This is a genomic window from Steroidobacteraceae bacterium (assembly GCA_041395505.1).
Classification (GTDB): Bacteria; Pseudomonadota; Gammaproteobacteria; order Steroidobacterales; family Steroidobacteraceae; genus JAWLAG01.
Genome location: JAWLAG010000002.1, coordinates 864289 through 878193, shown reverse-complemented (window position 1 = coordinate 878193; position 13905 = coordinate 864289). Strand labels below are relative to the sequence as shown.

Genomic DNA, 13905 nt, shown 5'->3' with positions numbered 1-13905 from the left:
AGAGCGTTAGGCGAAAGAGCTGTGTTCACGGTAAGCGCTGGGTTCATCGGTGATTTCAAACTGGGGGACAACATCAACCACAACCTCAGCATAATGAAGTACATCTACGCGCGTCAAGGTGATCCAAGAGACTCGGAATCGTGGCTATTGCGGAAGCCCGCCATAATCATCATTGGCTCGATCTGCGAGGCGATTCTTCACGATCTTCACATGCGGATGAACGTCTTCACCAGGGAGGGCGTGACGGGTATAGCATCCTCGGTCCTCTCCCATGTACGAGGCAAGAAGATTGATAAGTTCGAGAAGTACATCGCAAGTGCGCGGAAGCACAGTTTGCTCGGCCGCAGTTCAGGTGCGATCTATGACGATCTAGAAGAACTGAGAAAGCTCCGAAATCGCGTACACATCCAGAACGAGAAGGGCCATTTCGAAGCCAATGAAGGACAGGCGTTTAGCTCCTCCAGGCAAGCGTCGGCGGAAAAGGCGCTGGAAAGGCTTATGAAAGTCGTAGCGAAGAACCACCCGCGCCCGACGCACGCGTCAGGTCATGTTCAGAATTTCACGATACCTTGGAGTGAGCACTTTCCATGAGTCACTCTCTAACGGGCCTTTCGCCTAACTAATCGCTGGAGCGGGCGCGTGAAATATAAAGTGCCAAGCTCACCTGTCGGCGTGCGTGCCGCTCAGCTCAATCGTTATGCGACTGGTTCCATTGCCGTGCATGAGTCCGCATGAGTGTCCCGCCGCGCGCCAAGCCACGCTCCGTCGCGGAATATGTGGCTGGTCTCCCTCCCGGGTCAGCTCTCGTCGTCAGAAAGGTTCTGGCCCTGGTCAAGAAGAACGTTCCGGGCTGCTCGGAAAAGATCAGTTACGGCATGCCGGCATTCGCTAAAGACCGCACCTTCATGTACTGCGCTGCATTCAAGTCCCACATTGGCATCTATCCACCTGTCCGGGGTAACGCGAAGCTAATCCAGCAACTCCGACCCTACGCCAATGCCAAGGGCAATCTGCGCTTCCCGCTCTCTGAGCCCGTGCCCTACCCATTGATCACCCGAGTGGCAAAGGCTCTCGCCAAGTCCTACGCTACAAGACCTGAGACCAAACCAAGGAGCAGGGGGTCTAAGACTGGTGCCAGCGTCGCATAACAAATCGTTGCAGCGGACCGTCCATGGTCAGCTGAGGGCGCGCGTCCTGCGCGCCGGGACTATTCTCGCAGTCCGCGCGCCGATACACCTGCGCGCGGCCGCTGAACTTGGACGTTAGGCCGCAGTTGGGAGCTGGTGCTGCGTTGACACGGCGTATCCGAATGGATACAATATCGCGGTGTATCAGCTTTAGTCATCTCCAATCTTCGACGACTGGATTCTGAACCTCCGAGACCGTAGAGGCCGCGCCCGAATTCTTGCGCGCCTCGAAGCGATGGAGAATGGACACTTGGGAGACGTACGGAACCTTGGGGACGGAATCCGCGAGATGCGTGTGCATTTTGGCCCTGGCTACCGCATCTACTTCGCGCAGAAGGGTCGGGTGTTGATCCTGCTTCTCTGTGGGGGCGACAAGTCAACGCAGGCGCGGGACATTGTGAAAGCGCGCCGTGCGCTGGCTGATTTTGGAGAGGAATGAGCCATGGCAAAGTTCAAGCGGTTCGATATCAGCGCCTACCTCGATGATGATGAGGTCATTGCCGAGTTTTTGACCGCAGCCCTCGAAGATCCGAATCCGGACGTCTTTCTGTCCGCAGTAGGCAAGGTCGCCAAGGCACGTGGTATGACGGCTATCGCCGAGCAGTCTGGTCTCGGTCGAGAAAGTCTCTATAAGGCGCTTTCGCCGGGGTCAAAGCCGCGGTACGACACGGTGCTGAAGGTACTGCAGAGCCTCGGCGTCAAGCTTACGGTTTCTGCGGCCTAACAATGCGATGCATAGGTCGTCGCGCGTCGTCACGCCGCCTGCAAGATCAGTTAGTGATGTTGACAGGTCTCTGTGGGCAAGCGGCGTGCCGACTGTGCGCCGCCGCTGATCGCGGCCGTTAGCACGCATTGCCGCGCAGGCTTTACGGGCGTACCATCGGGTCGTGATTGACTGGAGTTCATGCGCGGCGGTTGAACGTAATCCTGGACACGTCAGTGGTGCTTGGGTGTTTCGTGGTACCCGAACTCCGGTTGAGGCCTTGTTCCAAAATCTTGAAGATGGCGCCACCGCTGCGGACTTCGTTCGTTGGTTCCCAGGGGTGACGCCTGAGCAGGTTCGGGTCGTGCTCGAGCACGCCGCGCGCTCGCTGCAAGTTGCGTAGGTGCGACTCCTATTCGATCAGGGAACACCTGTCCCGCTTCGCGCGCACCTGACGAAACACGAGGTCTCAACCGTATTTGAACTTGGCTGGTCCTCGCTTGCCAATGGCGAGTTGCTTGGCCGCGCTGAGTCGGCGGGTTACGCTGGCTTCGTTACGACCGACCAGAATCTCAAATACCAGCAGAATCTGCCTAATCGCCGCATTGCCGTCGCGGTTCTCCTTACTACAAGCTGGCCACGCATTGAGCGACACGCCGCGGTGGTGGTTGCGGAACTCGACAAATTGACTTCCGGCGCGTTCGTAGAGATCGAAATCCCGTGATGCGCGCTAACAACGTGCTGCAACGGACGGCCCGGCGCGTGCTTCGCGCGCCGGGCTTCCCTCGTTCGCTGCGCTCACTCGGCGCCGCTGAGCGCGGGCGTTATGTGGCTCTGGAGGCCTCCTGCTTGACGTCATGACGTCAAAGCGTCACAATTAGAGCCATGAGCACCCCGAAGCGCGCGACGGTCTATTTCGATCCAGAGGTCCACAAGGCCTTGCGGCTACGCGCGGCAGCAAACGATCGATCCATCTCGGATATGGTCAATGACGCCGTGCGGGCCTCACTGGCGGAGGATGCGGCTGACCTTGCTGCCTTCAACAAGCGCAAGAATGAGCGCAGTACGTCATTTGACAGCTTCGTGCAGGGCATGAAGCGCCGTGGCCTCATATAGCCTTCTGATCAAGCCTTCCGCGGGGAAGGAGCTTGCAGCGCTCGGCTCCAAGACGGATCGCCAGAAGATCATTGCCAAAGTTCAGGCTCTCGCCGCAGACCCTCGACCGCGCGGATCCGAGAAGCTCGCGGGCTACTCTGATCGCTATCGCATCCGGCAGGGCAATTATCGCGTCGTCTATTTGATCGACGAATCCGCCAGCACAGTGACGATCTACAAGATCGGGCACCGCCGAGAGGTTTACCGATGAGCCGCATAACCCGTCGTTGGAGCGGCCGTGAACGATAACCTGCTCATTATGTGGCCTCAGCGCGCGGCCGCTAAACTAGGTCGTTAGGCCGCACTTGTTGCGCGTCGCGCAACGCGGTATACTCTGGCGATGATCCAGTCCTTCCGGCACAAGGGCTTGCGCCGTTTCCACGAGACCGGAAGTTCTGCTGGGATTCAACCGAAGCACGCGAAGCGCTTGCGAATGTTGTTAGTAGCGCTGGATACGGCGCAGACCATCGACGATATGGATGTTCCGGGTTTCAATCTGCACCCCCTGAAGGGTCAGGCCAAGGGTCGGTGGTCGGTTTGGGTGAACGGCAACTGGCGTGTCACTTTCAAATTTCGAGAAGGGCACGCCCATGTATTGGACTACGAGGACTACCACTAATGGCCATGCACAATCCCCCGCATCCGGGCGAGTTCATTTCCGAAGTCTATTTGGAGCCCAATGGCATTACCGGACGGCAATTGGCCGCAATGCTTGGCGTGTCCGCATCGACGCTTAATCGGATTCTGACATGTAAGAGTGGCATCAGTCCTGAGATGGCATTGCGGCTATCGAAGTGCATTGGCCGCACACCAGAGAGCTGGCTCGCCATGCAGCATAACCACGACTTGTGGCAGGCCAAAAAGCGCGTGAATCTGAAGGGCGTCCAAACATTGAATGTGGGTGCGGCCTAACAACACGATTGAGCGGACGCGTGATCCATAAAGTGCCAATCCTGATATGCGTTGCCCGCGCCGCTCATCGCAGGCGTTAGGCCGCACGAATGCCCATTTTCTGGCGCCCGCGCGATTCCGTCGAGATAACTACTGTGGCGGAGGTATAGACCGATGATTGAGGGGTCCTGCCACTGCGGTGGAGTAGAGTGGCAATTTGACGGTCATCCCGATGGCGCGACCACCTGTAACTGCACTGTCTGTCGCCGCTACGGCGTGCTATGGATATATGACTTTGAGGGTGAAGGGGTTAGAGTTTCTGGGCCCACAAACTACTATGTCAGGGGCAAAGCGCTGCAGTTTCATTTCTGTCCCGTCTGCGGATGTGTTACTCACTGGCGGGGACTGAGGCTTGAGCCAGATGGCCGCAGGCGCATGGCGGTTAATGTTCGCTTGGCTGAACCCGAAGTAGTAGCGAAGATTCCGATCGATCACTTTGATGGCCTCAATACCTTTGAAGACCTACCGCGCGACGGTCGATGCGTCGGCGACTACTGGGCGTAGGTGCACGTGCGGCCTTACTACGCGTTGCAGCGAACCGCATCACCCTTTGCGCGGGCGCGCGTCCTGCGCGCCCGGAGTATTTTCGCGCAGTCCGCGCGCTGCGACCGCCATCGTGGCGGTCGCTGAGCTCGGGCGTTAGGCCGCTGTTTGGAGGACGTTGACAGACCATTTATGGTCTAGGTACACCTCGGCATGTGGCAGATCGTCGAGCATCCACACACCGGGCAGCCGCTAGACTCTGCTCCACTCGAGATTCAGAAGCGTTACGAGAAGTGGAAGGACATCGCGAGGATTTCCGGTCCACTGGGTCTGAGAGCGATTCGCGGGTTCCGGGACGAGGCTCTTTCGGGCAAATGGCAAGGTCACCGCTCCTCCCGACTGAACTTGCAGTACCGCATTATTTTTCGCGTGGTTGCATCACAGCTGTTGTTCCAGGTGGTTGAAGTAACCCCACATGATTATCGGAGGCGCTGAGCATGAGTGAATTCCGATCCGCCAAGCGTCGTGTGAAAGTTTCCGTTGGCGACTCCGTGCGCATCGTTCGCGAGTTGCAGGAACTCAGCCAGAACCAGCTCGCCAAGCTCACCGGGATTCCCCAGACCACTATCTCGGCGATTGAGAACGGTCGCGTTCGCCTTGGCGTCGAGAGGGCCAAAGTTCTGGCTCGCGCATTGAAGTGCCACCCGGCCGTTCTGGTCTTCCCCGGCTGGGAGTCGGAAGAGCAGTCCGCGGCTTAACTATGCGATGCATCGGTCGTCGCGCGTCGTCACGCCGCCTGCAAGATCGGTCAGGGATATTGACAGATCTCCGTGGGCAAGCAGCGTGCCGACTGTGCGCCGCCGCTGATCGCGGGCGTTCGGCGCAATGAACCGGTTCGTCAGCGTCGGTCTTTCTATAGCGGTGGCGCCGGCTATTCTACTTGGGATAGCGGGGCTCGCAGGTTGGGAGGACGCGATCCCGGTCTCAGAGATGGTGTTGTAAAAGATCGCCTTGTCGATTGGCGCCCTGCTGGTTTTGACCGGCGTACTATTCGCTGCGGCGAAGGGGAACCAAGGGCGCAGACTAACGGCGGGCATTAAGCCAATGTTGGTCACGGCGATCTCGAGCGCTCGCGTATCCCTCGGACGCCGGCTCTTGGCAATCGTGTTTCTTTCGGCTGCCGTGCTGATCCTCACGAGTGTGAGCCCGGAAAGCGTCGCCGCTATTCAATTGGTCCCGGTTCTGCTGGTTGCCGATTCCCTTGGTCTTGGTGGCGTTGTCGCTGCTGCGATAGTTCTAGCGGTACTTGGATGGGCCGTCGCTAGGCGCTTTCCGAAACGCACGGCTATTGCCGGTGGTTGCTTGCTCGCATTCCCATTGCTTCAATGGCTATCGTGGGACTTCGTCGCGTGCAAGGGTCCCGAATGCAACGATCTAGGCCTCTTAGTCGTCTGGCGGGGCCTGGCCCTTTGGGCCGCGCTGCCAGGGTTGATCATGCTGGTAACCAGCGTATTCACCCTTAAAAAAAGTCGAACGCATCATGGTGCCTAACAAGCAGTTGCAGCGGACGGTCATGGATAAGGTGCCACTCCAGGTGCGGCAACGCACCGCCGCTGAGCTGCAGCGTTATGCGTCGGTTCTAGCGAGGGTTCAGCGCTAACCCATAACAACGCAGTCGCCTTGGGGTTATCGATGCTGCGAAAGCTTTGGCCGCCACTCGAAGAACTCTATTATTCTTTCCTAGTCTCTGGGCGGGCGACAGCACAGCGCCAGCGCGGGACGGCAACCGCGCTGTGTTGCATACCATCGCCCACATTAAGGAGGGGACGAATGATCGCTGGAGCAAAATACGGACACACGAACCTCATCGCAAAAGACTGGAAGGCACTCTCTCGGTTCTACCAGGAATTGTTTGGATGCGTGCCCGTGCCGCCGGTGCGCGACTTCAAGGGGCCGGATCTGGAACGCGGCACGGGGATACCGGGCGCGGAATTGCGCGGCGAACATCTGCGCCTACCGGGGCACGGCCCAGAAGGGCCAACGCTCGAGATTTTCAATTACAACATCCTCAAAGAAGCACCAAACGCGGCAGTAAATCGACCCGGGTTCGGTCACATCGCCTTCGTAGTAGATGACGTGGCAGCAGCGCGTGAGGCCATACTCGCCGCTGGAGGTCGACCGGTCGGTGAAATGGTCACGCTCACGAACGCGCTGGGAAAAAAGCTCACGTGGGTTTACGTTACAGACCCGGAGGGCAACATACTAGAAATCCAGTCACGGCCGAAGTGACCGGCCGTGTACACAGATCGGGCCACGCGGCCTCACAAGGCGTTCCACGCGCACTCGGCTCACGGCGTAAGCACCGGCGTTGGACATTACAGGTGTATCTATGATGCTCGTGCCAATCAGAAATGACGGCGAAGTTGAAGTCGCGGCGCCCGATCCATCCGAATCGTTGGCAGGAGTTCTCGAGCAGACAACCGCGCTTTATCGCCGCCGCGGAGCGTGGGCTTAGTTTTGTTGCTCTCACGTTGCCGCAGCAAAGCGCGTCCACTGGCATTCTGAAGCGGCTCGGTTTCCGATTGCGGCAATCGATCGATCATCCGGAAGACGGAGAAGTTTGGAAGTGGAGCAAGTGACGCCCAACTACGCTCCACATCATCGGACCGATACCCCATACAGCAGCGAGACCATCGCGTCTCTCCGACGCGTGGCCGCTCGATCAGAGTTTTCGGCAGAAGGCGTGGCGTCGTGAGATCACTCGCAGCCTCGGAATCCCGGATCGTGTCTGGCGCACCGGAAAAGCTGCAACCCATAGTACTGGCTCTTCGGAGTTTGATCCTGTCAGTACACCCTTCGGCTACCATAGTGGCGTGGCCTAGGCAGCGGATCATCAGTTTTGGGCTCGGCCCACACAAGATGACGGAGCACTACGCCTATGTTGCGGTGTACGCGAGTCATGTGAATCTGGGCCTATACCATGGTGCCCATATCACCTGTTCCAGCGTATCCCTGGACGGTACGGGCAAAAACCTGCGGCATATCAAGTGCCGCGCGATCGCCGACACCAAGGTCCCAGGACTGCACTCGGTGATTCGCATCGCTTACAAGGAGCGCAGCGCTGCGATTGCGGCCGCCGGACGGCGGCGTTCCAACTAGCTTTTGAACAATGTGGACGCGCCATGCCAAGACCCGAAGATACCAAGTCGTATAACCAGTCCCTGTCGCTACGTTACAGGAAGATTGGCGACCTTTTGGCAAGCGAAATCGACGCAAATCTCCGAGGCGCAGAAAACAAGATCTGGCACGGACATCCAGTCTGGTTTATCGACGGTAACCCAATCGTGGGCTATAGCGAGCTGAAGGACTGCGTACGACTTCTCTTTTGGAGCGGACAGTCTTTTGAAGATGCAAGCCTCAAAAGGGAAGGCAAATTCAAAGCCGCCGAGATTCGCTTTACGTCTGTCGAAGACGTTTGCACGAAGGACCTGGCCCGTTGGTTGGAGAAAGCTCGAAAAATCCAGTGGGACTACAAGAATCTGGTCAAACGAAAGGGGCGCCTTGAACGTCTGAAGTAATACGAATGAGTCAAATGTGCACAAGATGTACGGACTACATGCCAGAGCGATAGCCGTTCAAGAACTTGTCGCTGCAGCGCATGAACGATAAAGTGCGGGTGCTCAGCGGTTGGCGTGGATCCCTGCGTCCGCATCGCAAGTAGAGTTTCCTTCTTTTCTGGAGCTGCTATGTCTCGCCGAGTCATCGCTACTAGCAACGCTGCGAAGGCACCACCCACTTATAGTCAGGCCGTGGTGGCTGCGGGGCTCATTTTTGTTTCAGGCACGGCACCCAATGACCCAACTAACGGGGCAATCGTCGGCACTACGATCCAGGAGCAGACGCGGCAGTGCCTCAAGAACATTTCCGCCATCCTTGAAGCCGCTGGAAGTTCCCTCGAGAAAATCGTCAGTGCTACGGTGGTACTTGCAAATGAAGATGACTTTTCAGGCATGAACGAGGAGTGGCTCAAGTGGTTTCCGAGAGATCCTCCCGCACGGCAGGGCGCAAAGTTGCCGGCCCGGATTCCCGGTCTGAAAGTGTCAATTGCTGCGATTGCGGAAGTCTGACGACGCGCTCAACCGCATCCACGGCGGCACGCGGTGCGCCGCCACAATGATTCGCGGGGGATTTTTTACCCGGAGACCTAATGCTCGCCCCATTTGGCGTCGCACTGGCCAAGGTGTTCCAACCACGATGTACACACATGTAGTCCTTCTTCGGGGCGTCAACGTTGGCAAGGCCAAGCGCGTTCCCATGGCGGACTTCAAGGCGCTGCTCCTCGCGCTTGGCTGCAATGAGGTGCAGACCCTGCTCAATAGCGGCAATGCTGTCGTGGCCATGCCCAAAGTATCAGCCGCTACCCTGTCTGACGAGACCGCTGCGGCACTTCACGACAAGTTCGGATTCGACGTCCCGGTCGTTGTGAAGTCGATCGCAGATTTTCGAGCAATCTTCGCAGGCAATGGACTTGTATCGGAATCATCCGACCCCTCCCGTGTGCTGGTGGCGTTCGCACAGACGGCAACCACCCTCAAGGGCCTGGCGGAGATCTCCAAGATCGTTCGTCCACCAGACCAGTTCCTGATGGGCAAGAAGGCGGCCTACCTCACTTGCCCGAACGGCATACTCAAAAGTTCGGCCGCTATTGCGCTGCTGGGTAAAGCGGGGCAAGCCGTTACTACCAGAAACTGGGCCACCGTACTCAAACTTCACGATGCGGCGACGGTCCCAAGGATCTGACATGCCCATGCGTCCTGCCTTGATCACAGTCTTGCTGCTACTCGCGAGCAACGTCTTCATGACATTCGCCTGGTACGCACATCTCAAGGAGCTCGCGCACAAACCATGGGTGGTGGCGGCAATTATCAGTTGGGGTATAGCCCTGTTCGAGTACCTGTTCCAGGTTCCCGCCAATCGAATCGGGTTCGGCGTCATGAGTGTTGCCCAGCTCAAGGTCATCCAGGAAGTCATTACACTGACGGTCTTCGTCCCATTCGCGCTCCTGTACCTCAAGGAGCCCATAAAGCTCGACTATCTTTGGGCTGGTTTCTGCATACTTGGGGCCGTGTACTTCATATTCCGTGGTCAGTGATTGCGGCGCCAGTCTCAGACTGATCTGCAGCGTTACGAGGTGCAAAAAAATGCAAAGGGAGAATTCCAAATGACCAGGTCACGGGTACATCTGATCGTACTGGCGTTTGCGGCCGGCTTGGCCGTGGGACTTGCCGTCCCCGCACTGAGCGCTTTGGAGGGATCAAGAGTCACCAATCTACTGACCGCCAGCCTATCGGACGAGTTCACGCACGGGCGTGAAGTACTCATCGACATTGTCGAGATCCCTCCCAACGGGAAACTCGACTGGCACTGGCACCCTGGAGAGGAGTTTCACTATTACCTCGAAGGCAATCCTGTCATCAACAGGGTCGATGCACCGCCCATCATTGGCGCGCCCGGTACGGTCGGCCATGTCGCCTTCAAGCAGCGCCATCAGGCAACGGCCGGTGATCAAGGCGCGAAGATACTCGTGTTTCGAGTCCACACGAATGGCGAGCCGTGGCGTTACCTGGACAAAACAAGAAATAGTGAGGGCGAGAAGTGATACCGGGATTCTTTTGCTGTACTGCCACGAGAACAAATCGATGATTACCAGGCGTGAGCTCCTGGGTGTATCCGCACTCCTGCCGGCACTGGTGGCATACCCGCAAGGCGTTCGAGACCGGTCAGTCGCGCCTGGGTGTTTGTTTTCTCGACGTCGTAACCGGGGAGACGGGTGGCAATCGAATGGATGAGCGCTTCGCAATGTGCTCAACGTTCAAGTTGCCGATGGTCGCAGTCTGCCTGCGCGAAGCGGACCATGGTCGGCTGGATCTGGCGGAGTTGCTGCCCTACACGGAAGCTGACTTGCTGCCATGGGCACCCGTGACGCGCAAGAGTGTCGCCCATGGCGGACTTAGCATCGAGAGGTTGGCGCAGGCCGCACTCGAGTTGAGTGATGGAACAGCCGCAAACCTCCTGGTCAAACGCCTCGGCGGGCCGGCCGCCGTCACCCGGAAGTTCAAGGAAATGGGCGATGCGGTGACTCGACTTGACCGCTTTGAGCCCGACCTGGGCCTGGTGCTCTCCGCCGACATGCGTGATACCACGTCGCCTCTTGCAATGGCCCAACTCGTCCGGCGGTTTACGACAGGAGACCTTCTTCGGTCGAGCACGCGCGAGCGTCTTGTGCGCTGGATGCAGAACACGAAAACCGGCTTCACTCGCCTGCGTGCGGGCCTGCCGACTGAATGGCGATCCGGCAACAAAACTGGAACCGGGCGCGTGCAGGGCACTACCAACAAGTGCAATGACATCGCCATTACTTTCCCGCCCGGCCGGCCGGCGGTCATCATTACCGCATATTTTGACAGTGGTGAGTACACGGAGCAGGTCGAAGCACGGCATGAAGCCGTTCTGGCAAAGATTGGAGCGCTTGCTGCCGATTGGGCTCTTGGCTAGTCACGTACGGCATCGCGAACCGCCGGACGGCTGTCAACACATGTTGCGTCCGGCGGTCCGTTCCGATATTCCTGCCATCCAGCGAGTGCGACGTGCTGTGCGCGAGAATCGCCTGGTCTCGACGACGATCAGCGATCAACAAGTCTGCGAGTCCATAGAAGTGTCGGGCCGCGGCTGGGTTGTCGAATCCGCTGGTGAGGTCGTCGGCTTCGCGATAGGCAATCGGACGACGGGCAATATCTGGGCACTCTTCGTTCACCCGGATCACGAGCAGCGCGGTTACGGCCGGCTCCTGCACGATGAGATGGTTTCGTGGCTATGGTCGCAGGGTCTGGAGCGACTTTGGTTGACGACAGAACCCGGCACGCGGGCACAGGGATTCTACGAAGCGGCAGGATGGCAATTCGTTGGATCGACCGCCAGTGGTGAGCTAAGGTATGAACGCAAGCGATAGGACCGAAACAGAAATCGTGAGCAAAATGCAGAATGCCCTCGCGGGCAAACGCGTTCTCGTCACCCATGCATCGGAGTTCATGGGTCCCGCCTTGTGCGAAATTTTCGCCGAACAGGGGGCGGAGGTTATTGCCAGCACCAACGAATTGTCGAGTCAGGAGGAAGTCGATGCGGCGCTCAAGGCGGCCGGTCACATCGATAGCCTGGTTGCCAATCTCGCATTCAAGGCACCCACAACGATAGCCGCTGAAGTGACGGAGCAGGAGTGGCGTTCAGCGTTCGCCGCTCTTGTGGATCCGCTGCCACGCCTGGTCAAGGCCGTGGCCCCAGCCATGGTTGCACGTCGATCGGGAAAGATCCTTGTGATTGGCAGCGCCGCTGCGCTACGCGGCATGAAGCGCACTTCAACCTACAGCGCAGCGCGTGGCGCTCAATTGGCCTACGTTCAGGCAGTGGGCGTCGAACTCGCGCCGCACAATGTCCAGGTCAACGCCATTGCGCAGAACTTCGTCGACAACCCGACATACTTTCCGCCCGAGGTACAGGCCAATCCAAAATTCCAGGACCGGTTGGCAAGGGAAGTGCCCCTGGGGCGGCTCGTTGATGCCCGAGAAGATGCACTATTCGCAGCCTATCTTTGCAGTGATGCGGCGAGCTGCTTCGTCGGGCAGGTTTTCCCCGTAGCGGGCGGGTGGGCCGTGCGATGAATTTGCCGTCCAAATGGAACACAAACTGCCAACAGGCCAATTGTTCAGGCCGAGGGTGAACAATGATCCGCGGTGGCTGCCTGTGTGGTGCTGTTCGGTTCGAAGTAGTGAGACTCATCGGGCCCTTTGAGCTCTGTCATTGCAGCCGCTGCCGTAAGGCCAGCGGCTCGGCTTTTTTGCCCTGGTTGAGCGCACATCGCGAGGACTTCAAATTTCTGCAGGGCGAAGAACTATTGCGCCGGTATGAAGCTCCGCTTCGCGATACTCCACCGCCGTATCGAACGTGCTTCTGCGGCCGGTGTGGCTCGCCGGTGCCCGACTTGCAGGCGGCGGTCGAGTTCCTCGAAGTGCACGCTGGAGTGCTCGATGACGATCCGGTTCTTCGTCCCGAAAGACATATCCTGGTGGAGGCGAAGTCACCGTGGTTCCGAATCTATGACGAATTGCCGCAGTTGGATCGAGTGGCTCTCTCTGCCCTTCGAAGCCGTACCGTCCCGCCACCGTTCTCCGTCGAACGTATCGATCACGTGGTATTCCGAGTACGAAGTATCGATGCGAGCGTGTCATTCTACGAATCAGTACTCGGCTGCAAGGTAGTCCGCAGCCGGCCGGATCTGGGTCTCGTTCACATCCGTGCCGGCGCCTCCATGGTGGACCTCGTTGCCATCGATGGAAAACTCGGGCGTCGGTGCGGCAAAGACCCTGTAGCCGGTGGACGCAATGTTGATCACCTATGCCTGCGAGTAGAGCCGTTTGATGAAAAGACCATCGTCGCGCACCTCGCAAAGTTCGGCATCCAACCTTCCGGACCTGCCGGTGAAAACTTTGGCGCCGAAGGCGATGGTCTGTCGCTCTCCTTCCAGGATCCGGACGGAAACATCATCGAGCTCAAGGGTCCGGGGATATGAACTGCCTAATGCCTGATTCATTGCGAAACCTGATATCCACCCTCTCAACCAAACTTTGATCGGAAGCGATACGATCATGAAATACCTCATATCCTTTCCAGCGGCTGCAATGAAGGTTCCGAGCGACGAGATGGCAGCCGTCGGCGAGGCGGCGCGCTCTGTGATTCGGGAGGCGAAAAAGGCAGGTGTGTATGTTTTCGGGGGCGGCATCAACGCCAGCATCGCGCCAGTGCTGGTCGGAGCGGACGGTGGAATCACCGATCGGACGTATCCCCAAACCAGGGAATTTGATGGCGGCTTCTGTGTTCTCGAGCTCAACTCGCGCGAGCTGGCGGTTCACTGGGCCGCCAAAATCGCAAAAGCCTGCCGCTGCGCGCAAGAGCTGCGTGAGTTCATGTACGATCCGGAAAGTTGATTCTGAAGGATTACCGTGTCATTGCATTGATCCAATTGCGAGGCATGTAATGAACATCCTGGTCCCGCCAAATGCTGGCCGTAGCGATGCTTGAACTCCGCCCGAACTGCGAGTGTTGCGACCGCGATCTCCCTCCTGACTCCACCCAAGCAATGATTTGCTCATTTGAATGCACGTTTTGTCGATCGTGTGCTGAGACCGTGCTCTCGGGTTATTGCCCAAATTGCGGCGGAGAATTGGTCGTACGGCCACGCCGGCCGAAATCCGAACTCGGAACCCATCCGGCATCGACACGTCGAGTTGTGAGGCCCGGCGGTTGCGGGAGTGCCGCATGAACCAATCCACGACCTTCTGGCCGGTCCGCGCGGTCCTATCGAGATTCCGTGGC

General features: G+C 58.2%; 23 protein-coding genes. All 23 read left to right on the top strand.

Annotated features, from left to right (window positions below; translation table 11 throughout):
- The first annotated feature begins 93 nt into the window (after positions 1–93).
- The 23 genes from R3E77_16755 (at position 94) to R3E77_16645 (ending at position 13852) form a co-directional block, all read left to right on the top strand.
- Positions 94–591 (top strand): hypothetical protein, encoded by a 498-nt coding sequence (locus R3E77_16755; protein ID MEZ5501069.1) that lies wholly within the window; start codon positions 94–96, stop codon positions 589–591.
- A 759-nt stretch (positions 592–1350) separates the two neighbouring features.
- A complete protein-coding gene (locus R3E77_16750; protein MEZ5501068.1) occupies positions 1351–1626 on the top strand; it encodes a type II toxin-antitoxin system RelE/ParE family toxin in 276 nt (91 codons plus the stop codon).
- A 3-nt stretch (positions 1627–1629) separates the two neighbouring features.
- Positions 1630–1911: a putative addiction module antidote protein gene (locus R3E77_16745; GenBank protein ID MEZ5501067.1), complete on the top strand. Its 282-nt coding sequence runs from the start codon at positions 1630–1632 to the stop codon at positions 1909–1911.
- 382 nt (positions 1912–2293) lie between these two features.
- Positions 2294–2614, top strand: a complete 321-nt coding sequence (locus R3E77_16740) for a hypothetical protein (protein MEZ5501066.1) — start codon at positions 2294–2296, stop codon at positions 2612–2614.
- A 161-nt stretch (positions 2615–2775) separates the two neighbouring features.
- On the top strand, positions 2776–3006 hold the full coding sequence (locus tag R3E77_16735) for a ribbon-helix-helix domain-containing protein (protein ID MEZ5501065.1): 231 nt from the start codon (positions 2776–2778) through the stop codon (positions 3004–3006).
- Complete coding sequence (locus R3E77_16730; protein ID MEZ5501064.1) at positions 2993–3256, top strand: type II toxin-antitoxin system RelE/ParE family toxin; 264 nt, start codon at positions 2993–2995, stop codon at positions 3254–3256. The genes R3E77_16735 and R3E77_16730 overlap by 14 nt, the downstream gene beginning before the upstream one ends.
- A 129-nt stretch (positions 3257–3385) precedes the next feature.
- Complete coding sequence (locus tag R3E77_16725; protein MEZ5501063.1) at positions 3386–3664, top strand: type II toxin-antitoxin system RelE/ParE family toxin; 279 nt, start codon at positions 3386–3388, stop codon at positions 3662–3664.
- Positions 3664–3957, top strand: coding sequence for a HigA family addiction module antitoxin (locus R3E77_16720; GenBank protein MEZ5501062.1), 294 nt, complete (start codon positions 3664–3666; stop codon positions 3955–3957). Before R3E77_16725 ends, R3E77_16720 begins: the two co-directional genes overlap by 1 nt.
- A gap of 1019 nt (positions 3958–4976) precedes the next feature.
- Entirely contained in the window at positions 4977–5237 is a 261-nt protein-coding gene (locus R3E77_16715; protein MEZ5501061.1) for a helix-turn-helix transcriptional regulator, read from the top strand.
- 1072 nt (positions 5238–6309) lie between these two features.
- A complete protein-coding gene (locus tag R3E77_16710; GenBank protein ID MEZ5501060.1) occupies positions 6310–6768 on the top strand; it encodes a VOC family protein in 459 nt (152 codons plus the stop codon).
- A 122-nt stretch (positions 6769–6890) separates the two neighbouring features.
- Positions 6891–7118 (top strand): hypothetical protein, encoded by a 228-nt coding sequence (locus R3E77_16705; GenBank protein MEZ5501059.1) that lies wholly within the window; start codon positions 6891–6893, stop codon positions 7116–7118.
- A gap of 280 nt (positions 7119–7398) precedes the next feature.
- Positions 7399–7638 carry a hypothetical protein gene (locus R3E77_16700; GenBank protein MEZ5501058.1) on the top strand — a complete coding sequence of 80 codons (240 nt, stop codon included), beginning with the start codon at positions 7399–7401 and terminating at the stop codon, positions 7636–7638.
- A gap of 23 nt (positions 7639–7661) precedes the next feature.
- Complete coding sequence (locus R3E77_16695; GenBank protein ID MEZ5501057.1) at positions 7662–8057, top strand: DUF1801 domain-containing protein; 396 nt, start codon at positions 7662–7664, stop codon at positions 8055–8057.
- A gap of 168 nt (positions 8058–8225) precedes the next feature.
- The gene (locus tag R3E77_16690) at positions 8226–8606 is read left to right on the top strand and encodes a RidA family protein (protein ID MEZ5501056.1); all 381 of its coding nucleotides are present in this window, start codon (positions 8226–8228) and stop codon (positions 8604–8606) included.
- Between the two features lie 46 nt (positions 8607–8652).
- The gene (locus R3E77_16685; protein MEZ5501055.1) at positions 8653–9279 is read left to right on the top strand and encodes a DUF1697 domain-containing protein; all 627 of its coding nucleotides are present in this window, start codon (positions 8653–8655) and stop codon (positions 9277–9279) included.
- A gap of 7 nt (positions 9280–9286) precedes the next feature.
- Positions 9287–9631, top strand: coding sequence for a DMT family protein (locus R3E77_16680; GenBank protein ID MEZ5501054.1), 345 nt, complete (start codon positions 9287–9289; stop codon positions 9629–9631).
- Between the two features lie 69 nt (positions 9632–9700).
- Entirely contained in the window at positions 9701–10138 is a 438-nt protein-coding gene (locus R3E77_16675) for a cupin domain-containing protein (GenBank protein ID MEZ5501053.1), read from the top strand.
- A gap of 53 nt (positions 10139–10191) precedes the next feature.
- Complete coding sequence (gene bla, locus R3E77_16670; GenBank protein MEZ5501052.1) at positions 10192–11034, top strand: class A beta-lactamase; 843 nt, start codon at positions 10192–10194, stop codon at positions 11032–11034.
- 40 nt (positions 11035–11074) lie between these two features.
- Positions 11075–11488, top strand: a complete 414-nt coding sequence (locus R3E77_16665) for a GNAT family N-acetyltransferase (protein ID MEZ5501051.1) — start codon at positions 11075–11077, stop codon at positions 11486–11488.
- 25 nt (positions 11489–11513) lie between these two features.
- Positions 11514–12194, top strand: coding sequence for an SDR family oxidoreductase (locus R3E77_16660; protein ID MEZ5501050.1), 681 nt, complete (start codon positions 11514–11516; stop codon positions 12192–12194).
- A gap of 62 nt (positions 12195–12256) precedes the next feature.
- Complete coding sequence (locus R3E77_16655; GenBank protein ID MEZ5501049.1) at positions 12257–13102, top strand: GFA family protein; 846 nt, start codon at positions 12257–12259, stop codon at positions 13100–13102.
- 76 nt (positions 13103–13178) lie between these two features.
- Positions 13179–13517: a YciI family protein gene (locus R3E77_16650; GenBank protein ID MEZ5501048.1), complete on the top strand. Its 339-nt coding sequence runs from the start codon at positions 13179–13181 to the stop codon at positions 13515–13517.
- A 71-nt stretch (positions 13518–13588) separates the two neighbouring features.
- Positions 13589–13852 carry a DUF1272 domain-containing protein gene (locus R3E77_16645; protein MEZ5501047.1) on the top strand — a complete coding sequence of 88 codons (264 nt, stop codon included), beginning with the start codon at positions 13589–13591 and terminating at the stop codon, positions 13850–13852.
- Positions 13853–13905: the final 53 nt, after the last annotated feature.

Excerpts from the sequence above, each read along its gene's own strand:
- R3E77_16755 (MEZ5501069.1), top strand. The coding sequence starts at position 94 with ATGAAGTACATCTACGCGCGTCAAGGTGATCCAAGAGACTCGGAATCG.
- R3E77_16745 (MEZ5501067.1), top strand. The coding sequence starts at position 1,630 with ATGGCAAAGTTCAAGCGGTTCGATATCAGCGCCTACCTCGATGATGAT.
- R3E77_16735 (MEZ5501065.1), top strand. The coding sequence starts at position 2,776 with ATGAGCACCCCGAAGCGCGCGACGGTCTATTTCGATCCAGAGGTCCAC.
- R3E77_16725 (MEZ5501063.1), top strand. The coding sequence starts at position 3,386 with ATGATCCAGTCCTTCCGGCACAAGGGCTTGCGCCGTTTCCACGAGACC.
- R3E77_16720 (MEZ5501062.1), top strand. The coding sequence starts at position 3,664 with ATGGCCATGCACAATCCCCCGCATCCGGGCGAGTTCATTTCCGAAGTC.
- R3E77_16715 (MEZ5501061.1), top strand. The coding sequence starts at position 4,977 with ATGAGTGAATTCCGATCCGCCAAGCGTCGTGTGAAAGTTTCCGTTGGC.
- R3E77_16710 (MEZ5501060.1), top strand. The coding sequence starts at position 6,310 with ATGATCGCTGGAGCAAAATACGGACACACGAACCTCATCGCAAAAGAC.
- R3E77_16705 (MEZ5501059.1), top strand. The coding sequence starts at position 6,891 with ATGACGGCGAAGTTGAAGTCGCGGCGCCCGATCCATCCGAATCGTTGG.
- R3E77_16700 (MEZ5501058.1), top strand. The coding sequence starts at position 7,399 with ATGACGGAGCACTACGCCTATGTTGCGGTGTACGCGAGTCATGTGAAT.
- R3E77_16695 (MEZ5501057.1), top strand. The coding sequence starts at position 7,662 with ATGCCAAGACCCGAAGATACCAAGTCGTATAACCAGTCCCTGTCGCTA.
- R3E77_16690 (MEZ5501056.1), top strand. The coding sequence starts at position 8,226 with ATGTCTCGCCGAGTCATCGCTACTAGCAACGCTGCGAAGGCACCACCC.
- R3E77_16685 (MEZ5501055.1), top strand. The coding sequence starts at position 8,653 with ATGATTCGCGGGGGATTTTTTACCCGGAGACCTAATGCTCGCCCCATT.
- R3E77_16680 (MEZ5501054.1), top strand. The coding sequence starts at position 9,287 with ATGCGTCCTGCCTTGATCACAGTCTTGCTGCTACTCGCGAGCAACGTC.
- R3E77_16675 (MEZ5501053.1), top strand. The coding sequence starts at position 9,701 with ATGACCAGGTCACGGGTACATCTGATCGTACTGGCGTTTGCGGCCGGC.
- R3E77_16665 (MEZ5501051.1), top strand. The coding sequence starts at position 11,075 with ATGTTGCGTCCGGCGGTCCGTTCCGATATTCCTGCCATCCAGCGAGTG.
- R3E77_16660 (MEZ5501050.1), top strand. The coding sequence starts at position 11,514 with ATGCAGAATGCCCTCGCGGGCAAACGCGTTCTCGTCACCCATGCATCG.
- R3E77_16655 (MEZ5501049.1), top strand. The coding sequence starts at position 12,257 with ATGATCCGCGGTGGCTGCCTGTGTGGTGCTGTTCGGTTCGAAGTAGTG.
- R3E77_16650 (MEZ5501048.1), top strand. The coding sequence starts at position 13,179 with ATGAAATACCTCATATCCTTTCCAGCGGCTGCAATGAAGGTTCCGAGC.
- R3E77_16645 (MEZ5501047.1), top strand. The coding sequence starts at position 13,589 with ATGCTGGCCGTAGCGATGCTTGAACTCCGCCCGAACTGCGAGTGTTGC.